The sequence below is a fragment of the Rhizobium sp. UFLA01-1127 genome (genome assembly GCF_059803845.1).
Genome location: NZ_JAUQTZ010000152.1, coordinates 1 through 14862, shown reverse-complemented (window position 1 = coordinate 14862; position 14862 = coordinate 1). Strand labels below are relative to the sequence as shown.

The 14862-nt window shown below is 58.9% G+C and carries 13 protein-coding genes; 2 read left to right on the top strand and 11 right to left on the bottom strand.

The annotated features are described in order from the left end of the window. Position 1 precedes the first annotated feature (1 nt). From Q4Q11_RS26905 to Q4Q11_RS26885, 5 genes are all read right to left on the bottom strand, one after another. A complete protein-coding gene (locus Q4Q11_RS26905) occupies positions 2–946 on the bottom strand; it encodes a peptidylprolyl isomerase (RefSeq protein ID WP_113214709.1) in 945 nt (314 codons plus the stop codon). Between the two features lie 206 nt (positions 947–1152). Beyond that, positions 1153–3537: an LPS-assembly protein LptD gene (locus tag Q4Q11_RS26900; protein WP_498571376.1), complete on the bottom strand. Its 2385-nt coding sequence runs from the start codon at positions 3535–3537 to the stop codon at positions 1153–1155. Next, a complete protein-coding gene (lptG, locus tag Q4Q11_RS26895) occupies positions 3538–4623 on the bottom strand; it encodes an LPS export ABC transporter permease LptG (RefSeq protein ID WP_112506940.1) in 1086 nt (361 codons plus the stop codon). Next, a complete protein-coding gene (lptF, locus tag Q4Q11_RS26890; RefSeq protein ID WP_112506942.1) occupies positions 4620–5798 on the bottom strand; it encodes an LPS export ABC transporter permease LptF in 1179 nt (392 codons plus the stop codon). The genes lptG and lptF overlap by 4 nt, the downstream gene beginning before the upstream one ends. Positions 5799–5900: 102 nt before the next feature. Next, positions 5901–6683, bottom strand: coding sequence for a phosphatase PAP2 family protein (locus Q4Q11_RS26885; RefSeq protein ID WP_112507024.1), 783 nt, complete (start codon positions 6681–6683; stop codon positions 5901–5903). 205 nt (positions 6684–6888) lie between these two features. Here Q4Q11_RS26885 and Q4Q11_RS26880 point away from each other — a divergent pair, with 205 nt between their 5' ends. Both Q4Q11_RS26880 and Q4Q11_RS26875 read left to right on the top strand, forming a co-directional pair. Beyond that, the gene (locus Q4Q11_RS26880) at positions 6889–8385 is read left to right on the top strand and encodes a leucyl aminopeptidase (RefSeq protein WP_498571375.1); all 1497 of its coding nucleotides are present in this window, start codon (positions 6889–6891) and stop codon (positions 8383–8385) included. A 135-nt stretch (positions 8386–8520) separates the two neighbouring features. Beyond that, positions 8521–8970 carry a DNA polymerase III subunit chi gene (locus Q4Q11_RS26875; protein ID WP_112506944.1) on the top strand — a complete coding sequence of 150 codons (450 nt, stop codon included), beginning with the start codon at positions 8521–8523 and terminating at the stop codon, positions 8968–8970. A gap of 27 nt (positions 8971–8997) precedes the next feature. Here the strand turns inward: Q4Q11_RS26875 and Q4Q11_RS26870 are convergent, their stop codons facing one another. From Q4Q11_RS26870 to Q4Q11_RS26845, 6 genes are all read right to left on the bottom strand, one after another. After that, entirely contained in the window at positions 8998–9543 is a 546-nt protein-coding gene (locus Q4Q11_RS26870; protein ID WP_112506946.1) for a GrpB family protein, read from the bottom strand. A 75-nt stretch (positions 9544–9618) separates the two neighbouring features. Next, a complete protein-coding gene (locus Q4Q11_RS26865; RefSeq protein WP_498571374.1) occupies positions 9619–10542 on the bottom strand; it encodes a Gfo/Idh/MocA family protein in 924 nt (307 codons plus the stop codon). Between the two features lie 216 nt (positions 10543–10758). Beyond that, complete coding sequence (locus Q4Q11_RS26860) at positions 10759–11652, bottom strand: polysaccharide deacetylase family protein (protein ID WP_498571373.1); 894 nt, start codon at positions 11650–11652, stop codon at positions 10759–10761. 104 nt (positions 11653–11756) lie between these two features. After that, positions 11757–13646: an ABC-F family ATP-binding cassette domain-containing protein gene (locus Q4Q11_RS26855; protein ID WP_498571372.1), complete on the bottom strand. Its 1890-nt coding sequence runs from the start codon at positions 13644–13646 to the stop codon at positions 11757–11759. Positions 13647–13695: 49 nt separating this feature from the next. Continuing rightward, entirely contained in the window at positions 13696–14193 is a 498-nt protein-coding gene (locus tag Q4Q11_RS26850; protein WP_498571371.1) for a hypothetical protein, read from the bottom strand. Positions 14194–14348: 155 nt separating this feature from the next. Further along, positions 14349–14858 carry a DinB family protein gene (locus Q4Q11_RS26845; protein WP_112507028.1) on the bottom strand — a complete coding sequence of 170 codons (510 nt, stop codon included), beginning with the start codon at positions 14856–14858 and terminating at the stop codon, positions 14349–14351. Between the last annotated feature and the right edge of the window lie 4 nt (positions 14859–14862).

Sequence of the window (14862 nt, the reverse complement as noted above, 5' to 3'; positions counted from 1 at the left end):
ATCAGCGATAGACGATCTGCGCCTTGGAGCGCAGTTCGTCCATATACTTCTTGTCGTTGGCGCTCACACCCTCTGCTTTGTCCTTGCCGAGATCCTCGGCGCGGAACACGGCGGCTGCGGCCACGTCATCGTTCACCTGACGCTGCGAGCAAATGGCAACATATTCGATGCCACGATCGGTCACGATAGGCGTGGTCGTGTTGCCGGTAGCCTTCTCGAGCAGCGGCTTCCACATTTCGGGAACCTCCGGTGCGAGAACACGGCCGAGATCCTGAACGGAGACGTCATGCATGGTTGCAGCAAAGGCCTTCGCCTGGTCGCAGCCGGGGAACTTGGAACGCGACGCCTCGGCCTCGGCTTTGCGCTTGCTCAGAATGGCGTTCCGCTTTGCAGTCGGCACGACGAAAACGATCTGCTTCAGGAAATATTCCGTCGTGACCGGCTTCGTCTTGTTTTCCGTCATGCGCGTTACGAGATCGTCGTTCGACATGCGGCTCTTCGCACCGAAGCGTGCGTTGACCACGCGCGGCCAGCTCATGGAAACGGCGATATAGGATTTGAAGTGATCGACAGTGACGCCGGCCTTGTCGAGAATCTGGCTGAGCTGCGCGGTCGACATCTTGTTGCTGCTGGCGAAACGGCCGAAGGCAGCATCGACATCCGTCGTTGAAACGGACATGCGCAGGCGAGAAATTTCCGCGCGCTTCAGAGTCTCATCGACAAGCTGGTCCTTGGCGAGCTTGTTCAGATCGCCCTTCTGGCGCTGCAACTTGAGGAAGGCGACGCGCTTGGCAATATCGCCGGATGTGATCACCTGGCTGTTGACGAGGACTTTCACTTCGCTTGCCGCAAAAGCAACATCACTGCTCGGCACGGCGAAGCTCGCCATAACCAGGGCCGCTGCGCCGAACAAGAGCGCGCGCATCGGTGTCTTTCCAGAAAACATCAATTACCCCTTCCCAAAGGTTCTTTTTGCCGGCATTGCACCATATCGGCACGCCGTTGGCGCAATACGGCAAATTTGCGCCACATGTCTACATCAAGCGCGATGAATTGCAAAATCCTTGCGGCGAAACAATGACACTGCAGCGCGCGACCCGATTCGAAGCAAAAGAGCCGGCGCTGAAGCCGGCTCCTTGCACTTTCGATCGATCAGAATGTTGCGTCCTGAACGCTGCCGAGATTGACGTCGCCAAGCGTGCGGAAGGTTATGCGAGCACCAACGGACCAGTCGCTTGCCGAGTTGGCGGTCGTATCCTTCTTGTCGAGGAACGAGATACTGAAGATCGTGCACTCGTCTTCATAGGAAAGACCGACGCCCTGACGAGTGACCTGATTGTTGTTCAGATCGTAGCTGACCGTGCCGAAGACCGACCAGTATTCCTTGAACTTGATCTGCGCGCGCGACTGGATTTCGTCCTGATTGCTGGTGAAGCCGTACTGCGGCTGGGCGGCAATATGCGTGTAGATCAAGGATGTCTGGAACACATCGTTCGAGAAACCGACCGCCGTATCGCCGCGACGGAAGGCGAAGTCCTTCTCGTCGAAGCGGTAGGACTGAGACAGTGAAATGCCCTGCGGCGTCGTCAGACCGAACATCGTGACATAGTCCGAGCGGGTCGTTTCAAGCCCGGAATCCGAGCCGACGCCTGCCAGATCCGTCGTTGCGAACGAGTTTCGCCCGGCAAGCTGGTAGGATTGGCCGAAGATGTGCTGCAGCTTGTAGCCATTGTCGAAGCTACCAGTGTAGCGCCATCCCACATTGGCTCGCGTGCCGCCTTCGACGCGGTCGAAGCCGGAGAACTTGTCGCGATCGAACAGGTTGGTCGCATCGAAGACGAAGCTCTGCGCATCCTCGTTCGGCAGGCGGCCCGCAAGCTGCTCGTCCGGGCGCACATAGATCTGCGCGATCGGTTCGAACACATGCGTGCTGTTGCTTGTCGTGATGAGGAACGGATACTTGGCTTCGAGGCCCAAGGTCGCCATGCCGCGTGTGGCATAGTCGCTCGTGTCGTAATTGCCCGAATAGGTGCCGGCCGTAGGCCCATTCATGTCCAGGCCGTAGACATCGCCGCGAAGTGCCGCAAGCGGTGTCAGCACCAGACCCTCATCCGTGGTGAAGGTCCGTCGCCACTGCAACTCGGTGCTCAGGCGCGTATAATCTCCGGAAAGACCAAGATAGCGGTCGTTCAGGCTGGAATCGCCGAGAGCAGTGGTGGCGTCGAGTACGGATGTCTTGTCACGCGACAGACGCGTGAAATTCATCGTCGCCGACAGCTCGCCTCCGTAAACCGACTTCGGATCGACATAGTGATAGTCGACGCTCGGATAGACGTATGCCTGCTGCTTCTGCGCGGTGCTGTTGTTGTCGGCGTCCTGAATGTTGTAGTAGAAGGCGCGCATATCGAAGAAATTGCGCTTTCCGATGCCGGTCAGGTAGGCCTGGTTTGTATGCGTGCTCTGGTTGAGGCCGTTGAGGCCGTAGGTACGCGAGAAGTTGTTGTCGCTCTGCGCCATGACATCCCAGCCGAAAGTCCAGCGGGGATTGATTCTGAAATCCCCCTTGGAGCTGATCATGCCGCGAGTCTTGTGCTCGGCATCGCTGGTGCCGGACGTGAAGGCGCCCGTATCCATCTGGTTGATGCCGGCAACGCGCAGGACGTGCGTGCCGTTTTCGAGACGCTGGCGGAACTCACCCTCGAGCAACAGACCCTGGTTGGTAAAGCCTGTCGCGGTAAGCGTCGCGTCCATGCTTGGTGAAATGACATAATAGTAGGGAACTCTTATGCCAACGCCGAGGCGCTGCGAGACGCTTGCCGACGGGAACAGGAAGCCGGACTTGCGCTTGACCGTATTGTCGGGAACTTCGATCCACGGAATATAGGCGATCGGCTGACCGAACAGTTCGAAGCGGGCATGTTCAAGCCGCACCGTATGGGTCACGCCGTTCTGAACGACGCGCTGGGCCTTGACCTGCCACAACGGCGCGCGGCCCTGTTCGGAGCAAGCCATACACGCGGTATAGACACCCTTCGTGAGAATGAGCTGGTTGCCGCCAACCCTTTCGCCCTTTTCGGCCACCATGCGCGTATTGTCAGGCATTTCGACGCGCAGGGCGTTGACGAAACCATCGGAAAAGCTGTCGGTGACATCCATTTTGTCACCATACATGCGATTGCCGTCCGGGGTGATCAGCTCGACATTGCCGAGAGCCATCATCCGCCCGGATTTCTGATTATATTCAACCTTCTGGGCGACCATCCTGTAGCCGCCATAGTTGATCTGGACCGCACCGCTTGCGGTGACGATCTGCGCATCCTTGTTGTAGACCAGTTCGTTGGACGAAAGGACCAGCTTTGAGCCTTCCGGCACCTTCACCTTGATAGGGGAGGTCGCAGCCCCGGCACTGCCATTGTTGTTATCATTATTAGCCTGGGCGTAAACCGCGACCGGGCTCATAATATATGCGCATGCAGCCGTGCCCGTGACGAGGGCAGCCACAATCTTTCTGATACTCTTGCGGTTGCCTGCCGCCACTTAGCCGTCCTCCTGATGAAGCAGGATCGTTGCTCCGAATGCCAATGCGACGATCACGGGTATCCATGTCGCCGCGTAGGGAGGAACCACTCCGCTGCTCCCGAATGCCTTTACAAGCACGGAGACAACATAAAGCACGAAGCCAGAGAGGATTCCACCCAGAATCACGGAGCGCGATTGATTGAATCTACTGAATTTTAGGGACACGGTTGCCGCAATCAGCGTCATCGCCACCAGAAGGAATGGCTGCGATAATAGTGAATGAAACTGTGTCTCGAGGGCGTTGGTCGAGATGCCGAAGGAGCGTGCGACCTTTATTCGATTGGAAAGGTCATAAAAAGCAATGGTTTCAGGCTGCGCCAGGCGCTGTGTGACGAAATCCTGTTTCAGATTCGTACGGACTTGTACCGAACTTCTGCGATCCGGTATTTCGCCGGGCCGTCGCTCGATGACACCGTTAAGAAGCCAGTAACCATCTTCCAATTTTGCCGACTGCGCGTCCTGTCGAAGGACGATATTTCCCTGTGAATCGAAGTGGATAAACACAACGCCCATCAGCGTCGTTCCATTGTCGAGAATGGCCTTGGCGCCGATGATGGTGTCGTCTTTCCCGTCCGATTGGCGCAGCCACGGGATCGAAAGCCTGCTGTGATAGGAGGGGTCGCCGCGCAGGTCGGCCTCCATCGTTTCCGCCTGGCGCTGTCCCCATGCGGCCACCGGATTGAGGGCGAGCATGGTCGCCAATCCCACGCAGAAGGCGCCGACGATGAACGGCGTCATGAATTGCCAGACGGAGATGCCGGCCGCGCGTGCGATGACCAGTTCGCGGCGCCGGTTGAGCGCAATCAATACCGTCATGCCGACGAAGAGCGAGATGAACGGAACCGTCTGCTGCAGAATGAACGGCAATCGGACGGCGGTCATCAACAGCCCGAGCGAGACCGTATAGCCGGGCAGTCCGGCAAGCCGGCCGGCGTTCTCGCTGAAATCGACGAGATAGACGATAGAGATGACGCCCAGGAAAAACCAAAGCGTTGTCGCGATGTAACGCGCAAAGAAATAGCGCCCGAGCGTTCCGAAAATCATGCACCGCTCCCGTTGGAGTTGCCCGGTGCAGCAGGCATGCGATCCTGAATCCGTTGCCTCCAGTTGCTGAGGCGATTGCGGATCGAAACGGGCATCGACATCCTTCGGCTCCTCAACAGGAGTATGATCGCGATAAGCGCCGAGATGATGTTGATCGCATAGAGAACGACGATGAATTTTGGGGAATTGTCGATCTGGTTCGTAGCGTAGAAATCTGCCCAGCGCAGCGCGAAGGATAGGGTCAGCGCCGATACCATCGGATGCAGGCGCGCCTCGCGATGCGACCGCGCGTCGCCTGCGATCACCAGGGATATGAGTGCGAAGATTGCCGGCAATGCCCAATCGTTCAGACGACGATGCAATTCCGCCCGATAGTCGCCGGATCTTTGCTTGTAGTCTGGATCGTTCGTGTCCGGATTGAACAGGAAGCCAAGGCCGCGATCGCTGGCCCGCAAGTTTGCCTGGCCGCGGCTTTGCGTCATGTCCGAAAGATCGAAGGAGTAGGAATCGAATTTGATGACGGAGACGTTGCCGTCGGGCGTCTTGCGATGAACTTCGCCGTCTTTCATCAGGAGGGATGAGCCGCTCGCATCGACAGCGCCTTCCTTCGCATAATAAATGAGATCGAAGGCGGGATCGCGGGAATCCACTACGAACAGGCCCTTCAGGATGCGCCCCGACAGGCGTTGCGAGATCTGAACGTAGAGCCCGTCCTCGATGCGCCGGAAATTTTTCTCTTCGATGACGGTCGACAGAAGGTCGGCATAGGCTTCAGCCACCATCTGGCGGGCGGCAACGCGAGCCTTGGGTTCGACCACATTGTTAACGAAGAACGAAAACACGCTGATAGCGATGGCGAGAATCATGACCGGGCGGATGATGATGCTGCGTTTAGCGCCCGCCGCCTCCATGACGGTCAGCTCCGAATCGCCGTTCATTGCCGTCAGCGTCTGGGTGATGCCGATGACCAAGGCAAAGGGCAGAACGATCGGAATGATCGTCGGCAGGATCAGCGTCGCGAGCTTCGCGAACGACCCCATCGACTGGCCGCTATCCGTCACGAGGTTGATGCGCTGCAGGACCTGGGTGGTCCAGATAATGGCAAGCACTGGCAGCAGCGCCACCAGGAACATCATACCGACACGCCGTACGATATATGTCTCGAATAACTTCATGCCGGCCCTTAAACGCAACAGCTGTCGAGCAAGCCGACAGAGATTCACCCTCCTCTACGCTGTTTACGTTTTTTTGGCGACAACCAACTCTCAAAAAATTCGTTAATTTTTTGAGATTCTTCCATCGTGTGTCGTTTGGGATAAAGCCAGCAAAGCGGCGAAGACGACGATGGATGACAGCCAGCCAAGGACCGCATCGGAGAGGTAGTGTCCGCCGAAGGCGACTCTGAGCGCCGCCATCAGGATGGATACTATTGTGATCGGCAGCGCCAAGACCGAGCGGAACGGCTGCGGGATGATGAAGATCAGGCAGAAAAGCCAGCCGGCAGCTGCGGCTTCGCCCGATATGAACGAACAGTTGCTGACGCATTTCCCAGCGAAAGACCCCGCATGCACGAAGTCGAGCGTGCCGCCGAAGAGATCGGTCTGTCGGGGACGCGGCCGGCCGGAGAACGCCTTCAGCCACACATTGACGATCAGCACTGGCCCGACCAGCAGGGCGCCGAGAGCGATCTTGAGATTGCGTGCTCTAAGTCTGTTGAAGGTCGCGCCGTGATGCTGCCAGCATTGGATGAGCATCCAGACCAGAACGGCGGCGATGACATAAGGAAGCTGGAAGAATATCTCCCTCAATGGGCGCATGTACGGGTCGCTGCTGTAGGGGAAAATGCCGCAGATCTGATCGGGCTTGGCATTTGCGACGCATTGCTGCGGCAGGAAGAACATGTTTGCGACGGCAAGATCGATTTGCGGAAAGAGTGAAAACAGGCCGAGCAGTATCCACCAGAGACACAATAAGGCGATAAAGGCATCACCGGCTGTGCGGGGCCGCAGAATTTCGGGAAATCGATCTTCGCCGTGACGGCTGTTGAAGTCTGGGATCAAGGCGGCTTTCCGGAAAACACGATGCCGCCGGAAGGCGGCCACACTGTAAGCCTATCATAACTTTCATAGATGACAGGGCCGTTAATTCGGCGAACTTCCTTTGCGGCGGAATGCACGGCCAAAAGCTTGTATTCCCTGATGAAACCTAGAATGATGATTGTGGGGAAACCTTCCTCAATTGCTACGCATGATTATCGGAGCGGAAATGTCTGTGAAATTCGAGATCTCGTTCGCCAAGTCGGCTCGCCTCAATGGCGGACTGGCCATTCTCCTGAAAAGCACGGACGGCGAGCTGCCGGCGGGCGCCGAAATCGTCGATCCGGCCAATATATTTGCCAAGGCCGCGCCCGTGTCCGGCTTCAAGAGCAAGCAGCTGAGCAGCCTTGATCTTATCGCTCCGGAGGGCTCGCCGGCCGACCGGATCATCGTCATCGGTGTCGGCAAGGCGAAGGATCTGACGGCGCATGACTGGCTGAAACTTGGCGGCGCGGCCGCTGCTAAAATCCGCAATACCGACAGGGTCGCGATTTTTCTCAACGCGCCGAATGTCGAATTGGAGGGCAAGGAAGCTGCCGATTTTGCATTGGGTATGCTCCTGCGCGCCTATAGCTTCGATACATATAAGACAAAGAAGGGTGACGACGACGAGAAGAGCGGCTCCCGCAAAGCGGTGAAGGTCACCATCGTCACGCATGAGGCGGCCGCCGCCAAGAAGCTCTACGCGACCTCGGAGGCTGTGGCCGACGGCGTGATTCTTGCGCGCGATCTCGTCAACGAGCCGCCGAACGTGCTCGGCCCCGTGGAATTTGCGGCCAAGGCCAAGGAACTGGAAAAGCTCGGTGTCGAAATCGAGATCCTGACCGAGCGCGAGATGCGCCGCCTCGGCATGGCCGCCTTGCTCGGCGTCGCGCAAGGGTCGGCCCGGCCACCCCGGCTGGTGGTCATGCAATGGAAAGGCGGCAAGGCGAAGGACAAGCCGGTCGCCTTCATCGGCAAGGGCGTCGTCTTCGACACCGGCGGCATCTCCATCAAGCCAGCTGCCGGCATGGAAGAGATGAAGGGCGACATGGGTGGGGCAGCGGCCGTCACCGGCCTTATGCATACGCTTGCTGCGCGCGAAGCCAAGGTCAACGCCATCGGCGTCATCGGCCTTGTGGAAAACATGCCCGACGGCAATGCACAGCGTCCGGGCGATATCGTCACCTCCATGTCCGGCCAGACGATCGAGATCATCAACACCGATGCCGAGGGCCGGCTCGTTCTGTGCGACGCGCTCTGGTACACGAACGACCGCTTCAAGCCGCAGTTCATGATCAATCTGGCGACGCTGACGGGTGCGATCCTTGTCGCGCTCGGCAACCTGCAGGCCGGTCTGTTCTGCAATGACGACAAGCTGGCGGGTGAGCTGACGGCGGCAGGTCTTGCGACCGACGAGCGTCTGTGGCGCATGCCGCTCGGCAAGGACTATGACAAGATGATCGACAGCAAGTTCGCGGACATGAAGAATACCGGCGGCCGCCATGCCGGTTCGATCACGGCTGCCCAGTTCCTCAAGCGTTTTGTCGGGGAGACGCCCTGGGCGCATCTCGATATTGCCGGTACGGCCATGGGCTCGGTCCAGGACGAGATCAATCAGTCCTGGGGCTCCGGCTTCGGCGTGCGCCTGCTCGACGAACTGGTCAGAGCCAATTACGAATCGTGACCACCCGGATTTTGTGAGATAGAGCCCTTTTCCGCTTTTTTTCGAATCGCGAAAACTCTCTATCCTTTTTTGTGACGCAATTCCGAACGGAAAACCGCTTCGCACTTTTCCTGGAATTGCTTTAGAAGAGGCGCCATGACCGACGTTCTCTTCTATCACCTGACGGAATCGAAGCTCGAAGACGCCCTGCCGCCGCTGATCGACAAAAGCGTCGAGCGCGGCTGGCAGGTTGCCGTACAGATGCGCGAGCCTGGGCGGCGCGATCTGCTTGATGCTCATCTCTGGACTTATCGCGAGGACAGCTTTCTGCCGCACGGCACGGATGAGGGAGAAATGGCCGACCGGCAGCCGGTGCTGCTGACCGTCTCGCCCGACAATATGAACAACGCCACCGTTCGCTTCTTCATCGATGGCGCCGAGGCTACGGATGTCGGGTCCTACCAGCGCGTCGTGCTGATGTTCGACGGCTATGATCAGGAGCAGTTGGAGAGCGCACGCGCTCAATGGAAGCGCCTGAAAGGCGAGGGTCACAACCTCACCTACTGGCAGCAGACGCAGGACGGCCGCTGGGAGAAGAAGGCCTGATCTTCTTCCGATTTGCGGGAGGGTGCTCTACGCGCCTTCCGCCAGGATCTTCTGGATGAAATCCTTCTTCGCCGCCGTATAGGACGCGCGATCATTGGCATATTTGGCTGCAAGCTCGATCTTCAGCGCCTCATAGGCATGCGCCAGATCCGGTTCCCTGCGCAACCGGTCGCGAAAGATGAGGAAGTTGCGCCAGGTCGGGCCGCCATGTTCGACCACATGCACCAGATGCGTGCGCGTATCCCCTTCGATATCGCGGCCGAAAATATGGTCATCCGGCACGATATTGCTGCCGGCATAGACATAGCCGATGGAAGCCATCGGCTCGACACAGGCAAGCCCGTCCTCGAAGCGCCGCACGCCAACAGCGATATCGATAATCGGCTTGGCTTTTATCTCGGGGATCGAGGTGCTGCCGAAATGCTGGACATCGACGGCAAGGTCGCCGAGCGCCTTGCGAATGGCAGCCTCTTCCAGCAAATAGGCTTCGTGCCAGCTCTGGTTCGGCTCGGCGAGCTTGACGGACTTGTTGCCGACGCCGAGCCCATAAGATTGTTCATGCTCCGATGCCATAGGCATCTCTCCAGTGAAGACGATGCGCCACGCTAGCACGCCGCAGGCGGCATTGTCTTCACCGGGAAGGGCCTATCAATCGTAAAATGCTTCGACGAATTTGCGCTTGCCGAGCATGAAGGCATCCGCGACGTGGCGCAGCGGCGAGACATCGACATCGGAGACGCCGGCTTTGACGATCTCCGCAAAACGGCGGTAGAGCGACGGATATTCGGCTTCAGGCGCGGAGAACGTCAGCTCGCCGTTGACGGACAGCTTGGAGCCGCCTTCCGCGAGAAGCATCTGACCGGCATCCGTCTCGACGACGATGTCCCAACTCTGCTTGCCCGTCTGGCGCCAGTCGAATTCGGCATGGACGGAAAGGCCGGCTCCGCTCTTGAAGTGCAGATCGGCGGCAATCGGCGAATCCCGGTTTTCAGGAAATTCGAGCGTCGCGCCGGTCAGGAAGAGCGGCGGCAGGATGTGGGTGACGATCGACAGGGCGTTGATGCCGGGATCGAAAACGCCGAGCCCGCCGGCCTGCCAGATCCATTCCTGGTTCGGATGCCAATGGCGGACGTCTTCCTTCCAGATCACATGGGCGCTGCGGATATTGGTTCCTGCAAGGAAGCTCTTTGCAGCTTCCACGGCAGGGGCATAGCGCGAATGCCAGCTTGCAAAGAGAGAGACGCCCTTGGCCTTTGCGAGGTTTTCCAGATCGGCGACTTCACTGAGCGTCGCGCCCGGCGGCTTTTCCATGAAAACATGTTTGCCGGCCGAGAGTGCCTTGTAGGCAGCTTCGTAGCGATATTGCGGCGGCATGCAAAGCGAAACGGCATCGATCGCAGGCACGGCTTCCAGCATGGCTTCGATGGTGGTGAAAGCCGGAATGCCATCGACGGTGCCGTGACGGCTTGCGGTAGCGATCAGTTCGAAATCCGGGTTGTTCGCGATGGAGGGAAGATGCTGGTCGCGGACGATTTTGCCGACGCCGACGATAGCGAGCTTGATGGGGGACATGGGTGTCTCTCGATAAGTATGATTATTGATGCGATCTTTAGCAGAATGCCGCCCGCGGGCAAGGCGGGAAATCAAAGATGCCGGCATCGGATCCCTTGAGTGCGGGCATCGCAAGGACGCAGCCGGGACATTTGAGCAGCCAATTTTCGGCCCCTGGCTTGAAACCGGCACTCTGCCACTGCTCGGCGGGGAGGTGCGCATCGATGGCAATCCGCTTCAGCGCACCATTTTAGTGTCCGCCAGGGCAACCATGTTGGTCGCCGGACCGGCATTGCGCTTGTATTTCAGCGTCACGACCTTGTAGCCCTCTTTCTCCAGTCGCGCCAGAAGAACCGGCAGCATTCTGACCGTGCGCTGGTGGATGTCGTGCATCAGGACGATGCCGCGGCCGCGCTGCTCAAGCTGTTTCATGGTGCGAGTTACGACTGCTGCAGGCGTCGAGGTGAAGTAATCTTTGCTGTCGATATCCACATCCATGACGATCATGTCGCGAGCGGCAATGGCGGTGCGCAGGCGCTTGGAATCGGCGAGATAAGGGAAGCGGAAGAAGGGGACGTCCGTGCCGATCGCCTTGGTGACGGCATCCTTGCCGCGGGCGATCTCTGTCATCGCGGCGTCAAAGGTCATCTTGTCGAGGTCGGGATGGCGGAAAGTGTGGCTGCCGATAGCATCGCCGTGCGCAAGCACCTCGCGCGCCGTCGCCGAATGAGCCTGCGCCATTTCGCCAACCATCATGAAGGCGGCCTTCACGCCGAACTTGTCGAGCGTGGCGAGAATTCGTTCCGTCTTGCCGGGGGCAGGGCCGTCGTCGAAGGTCAGGATGACTTCCTTGCCGGCAAGCCTGACATCCTTGAGCGAAGAGACTTCCAACGTCCGGCCTGCAAGATCATGCGGGCCGCTCATGCCTGCCAGATCATCTCGGGTTTCGAGATCGGCGACGAGCCATTTCTTGGGCTCCATCTCGACAGGATCGTTGACCTTCAGCGGTTTGTGACGCGGTTCTTCGGCAGCATAGCTGCTCTTGAGCGACGCTTCGTTGCCGGGTTTGGTGGCGCACCCTCCCAGAGCCAGGGACATGGCAAGACCAGCCAGCAAAACACGGTAGTTCATCAGAATCGCTCAACAATATGTCTATGAAAGTTGAGCGCATTTTCTGCAGTTATGGTTAATGATCGGTTAGGATCGGCTGCGAATTCCTTAACGGGCCGCGAGCTTCAGCCGGCCATGCCGCTCTCATATTCCGATGACAGCTCCAGCCATTGCTCCTCGGCAGCAGCAAGCTTTTCGGCGGCATCCGCACGCTGCTTTGCCTTCTCGGCGGCCTTTGCCGGCGCCTTGTCATAGAGGGCAGGATCTGCAAGTTCCGCATCAAGTGTCTGAATCAGTTTCTCAAGCTTGCCGGTCAAGGATTCGATTTCATTGATCTTCTTCTTGAGCGGCGCAAGCGACGCCCGGCGATCGGCATTGAGCTTGCGTTGATCCGCCTTGGAAACGGAATCGTCACCGCCGTTTGACCTAGCCTTATCGTCTTTCGGTTTGGGGCTTGCGACGACGAGGCTGCGGTAGTCTTCCAGATCGCCGTCGAAGGTGGAGACGGTGCCGTCGCGCACCAGCCAGAGCCGGTCGACGGTGGCCTCGATCAGATGGCGATCGTGCGAGATCAAGATAACGGCGCCGGAATAGTCGTTCAGCGCCTGGATCAGCGCATTGCGGCTGTCGATATCCAGATGGTTCGTCGGTTCGTCAAGGATCAAAAGGTTCGGCGCGTCGAAAGCGGCAAGCCCCATCAGCAGACGTGCCTTTTCGCCGCCGGAGAGATCCTTGACCTGCGTGTCCATCTTCTCCGTCGCCAGTCCCATCTGCGCGACGCGGGCGCGCACCTTGGCTTCCGGCGTTTCGGGCATGCGCCGGCGCACATGCTCGACGGCGGTCTGATTGGGGATGAGGTCGTCCAGCTGATGCTGCGCGAAGAAGCCGATCTTCAGGTTCGGCGCCAGCCTGACTTCGCCGCTATCAGCATCCAGCCGGCCGGAGATGAATTTTGCGAAGGTCGATTTGCCGTTGCCGTTCGAGCCGAGCAGGGCGATGCGGTCGTCGGCGTCGATGCGCAGATTGAGACGTTTGAGGATCGGCTTGCCCGGCTCATAGCCGACCGCGCCGCCGCTGATCGCGATGATCGGCGACGCAGGCTGCTTTTCCGGCTCCGGAAAGCTGAAACCCATCACATGGTCTTCGATGACCGCGGCGACCGTCCCCATCCGCTCCAGCGCCTTGACGCGGGATTGCGCCTGCCGCGCCTTCGAGGCTTTTGCCTTGAAGCGGTCGATGAAGCTCTGCAGGTGCTTGCGCGCCGCGTCGTTCTTCGCCTTCGCCTTCATCTGCAGCTCGTCGGCCTCGGCCTTCTGCCGCTCGAACTGATCGTAGGAACCGCGGTAGAAGGTGAGCTTCTTCTGGTCGAGGTGCACGATGGAATTGACCGCCATATTCAGGAGATCGCGGTCGTGCGAGATGATGATGACCGTGTGAGGGTAGCGGCGGATGTAATCCTCGAGCCAGAGCGTGCCTTCAAGGTCGAGATAGTTCGTCGGCTCGTCGAGCAGCAGCAGATCCGGCTCGGAAAACAGCACCGCGGCAAGCGCGACGCGCATGCGCCAGCCGCCGGAGAAGGAGGAGGCCGGACGCTTCTGTGCTTCATGGTCGAAGCCGAGGCCGGCGAGAATGCTCGCGGCGCGCGCTTCGGCCGAATGTGCGTCGATATCGGCAAGACGCGTCTGGATATCGGCGATGCGATGCGGATCGGTAGCGGTCTCGGCTTCCGCAAGCAATGCAGAGCGTTCCTTGTCTGCTGCCAGGACGATGTCGATCAACGGTTCCTCGGTGCCGGGCGCTTCCTGCGCGACCTGACCGATGCGGGCGTTGCGCGGAATCGAGACCGAACCGCTTTCGGCGGCGAGATCGCCTGTAATGATCCTGAACAGCGTGGACTTGCCAGCACCATTCTTGCCGACAAGGCCAGCCTTCGTGCCGGTCGGAAGCGTCACGCTGGCATGGTCGATGAGAAGGCGGCCGGCAATGCGGGCGGAAAGGTCTGAAATCGAAATCATGGCGCGGTTTTGGCGGAACTCGGCGCCGAAGGCAAGAGTGTCGGCGCGTTCAGGCGCCTGTGTTGCGCGACGGTTTCGGCAGGCTTGCGCAGTTCTTCAGCCTCTCGGTAAGCTCCGTTTCATAGAGCATGAGATTGCTGAGCGACGCATTGAGGCTGTCGAGGGCTGCATGGGCATGCGGGGCCGTGTCGATCTCGCGAGCGAAATGCTGCTTCTTCAGCAGCCCTTTGGCGAGCTGTTCCGCCACTTCGCGCAGCATTTCCGCCGCATCGCTTTCGGATTTACGCGCCACCAGTCCGCAATGGCTGACAAGGCGGTGCTTCAGGCCGATCTCATCGAGCCCGCCTTGCGAGGGAAGGGGACCAAGCGCTTCGATCTCTTCGGCAAGGCTGCGGTCTTGCCCATAAAGCGCCTCGTGGAAGAGCTGATAGTTGCGTGGCAGGTTCTTGATCTTCAGCCGCGTCATGAAGCGGCCGATGACCTCGAGCTCTGTTTCAGTTTCATCGTCGATGGAATATGCCGAAACGCTTGTTTGCGAATTCTTCATGCCTGCTCATTGCCGTCACTGATATATCTCTTCAATCTGCCGGTGAGCGGGTTAAAGGAACATGAACAAAACGGCTGATCCGTGCGGCAGCGCAACAAATTGAGGCATGTGATCAACGCTTGAGGGAGGATGGCAGGAAATGGTTCGCCTATCGGCTACATCCAGTGCTGCCCTTCGCTGCGCAGGAAGTGCAGAAGGTCCAGAACCAGTGACGGTTTGCCCATGGATGTCAGGATCGTGTGGCATTGGCCGCGGTGATGCGTGTGATGATTGAACATATGTGCCACCGCCACAAGGAGGGGAACGGTAATGGCGCCCGGCCGCAGCACGGATGTATAGGTAATGTCGGCGGCGAGGGCATCGGCATCGAGCCTATCGATCCAGTCCGAGATGCGCCGATCCTCTGCCGCGCGCGCCGCCCGAAGTCCGGCTAAGTCGTCATGCAGAGCGACGTCCAACGCCTTCGGCACTTCGCCTGTGCCGCTGAAGCGACGCATCCATAGCCGATCGGCCACAAGCAGGTGGTTGAGCGTTCCGTGAAGCGAGCCGAAGAAGGCGCCGCGATCTTCGTTAAATTCCGCATCGCTGAGGTCTGCGGCGGCATTGTAGACCTGAACATTGGCCCAGCGGTTATAGTCGGCAAGCATCCTGAAATGTCTGAGCATATGC

Excerpts from the sequence above, each read along its gene's own strand:
- Q4Q11_RS26905 (WP_113214709.1), bottom strand. The coding sequence starts at position 946 with ATGTTTTCTGGAAAGACACCGATGCGCGCGCTCTTGTTCGGCGCAGCG.
- lptG (WP_112506940.1), bottom strand. The coding sequence starts at position 4,623 with ATGATTTTCGGAACGCTCGGGCGCTATTTCTTTGCGCGTTACATCGCG.
- lptF (WP_112506942.1), bottom strand. The coding sequence starts at position 5,798 with ATGAAGTTATTCGAGACATATATCGTACGGCGTGTCGGTATGATGTTC.
- Q4Q11_RS26880 (WP_498571375.1), top strand. The coding sequence starts at position 6,889 with ATGTCTGTGAAATTCGAGATCTCGTTCGCCAAGTCGGCTCGCCTCAAT.
- Q4Q11_RS26875 (WP_112506944.1), top strand. The coding sequence starts at position 8,521 with ATGACCGACGTTCTCTTCTATCACCTGACGGAATCGAAGCTCGAAGAC.
- Q4Q11_RS26870 (WP_112506946.1), bottom strand. The coding sequence starts at position 9,543 with ATGGCATCGGAGCATGAACAATCTTATGGGCTCGGCGTCGGCAACAAG.
- Q4Q11_RS26865 (WP_498571374.1), bottom strand. The coding sequence starts at position 10,542 with ATGTCCCCCATCAAGCTCGCTATCGTCGGCGTCGGCAAAATCGTCCGC.
- Q4Q11_RS26860 (WP_498571373.1), bottom strand. The coding sequence starts at position 11,652 with ATGAACTACCGTGTTTTGCTGGCTGGTCTTGCCATGTCCCTGGCTCTG.
- Q4Q11_RS26855 (WP_498571372.1), bottom strand. The coding sequence starts at position 13,646 with ATGATTTCGATTTCAGACCTTTCCGCCCGCATTGCCGGCCGCCTTCTC.
- Q4Q11_RS26850 (WP_498571371.1), bottom strand. The coding sequence starts at position 14,193 with ATGAAGAATTCGCAAACAAGCGTTTCGGCATATTCCATCGACGATGAA.
- Q4Q11_RS26845 (WP_112507028.1), bottom strand. The coding sequence starts at position 14,858 with ATGCTCAGACATTTCAGGATGCTTGCCGACTATAACCGCTGGGCCAAT.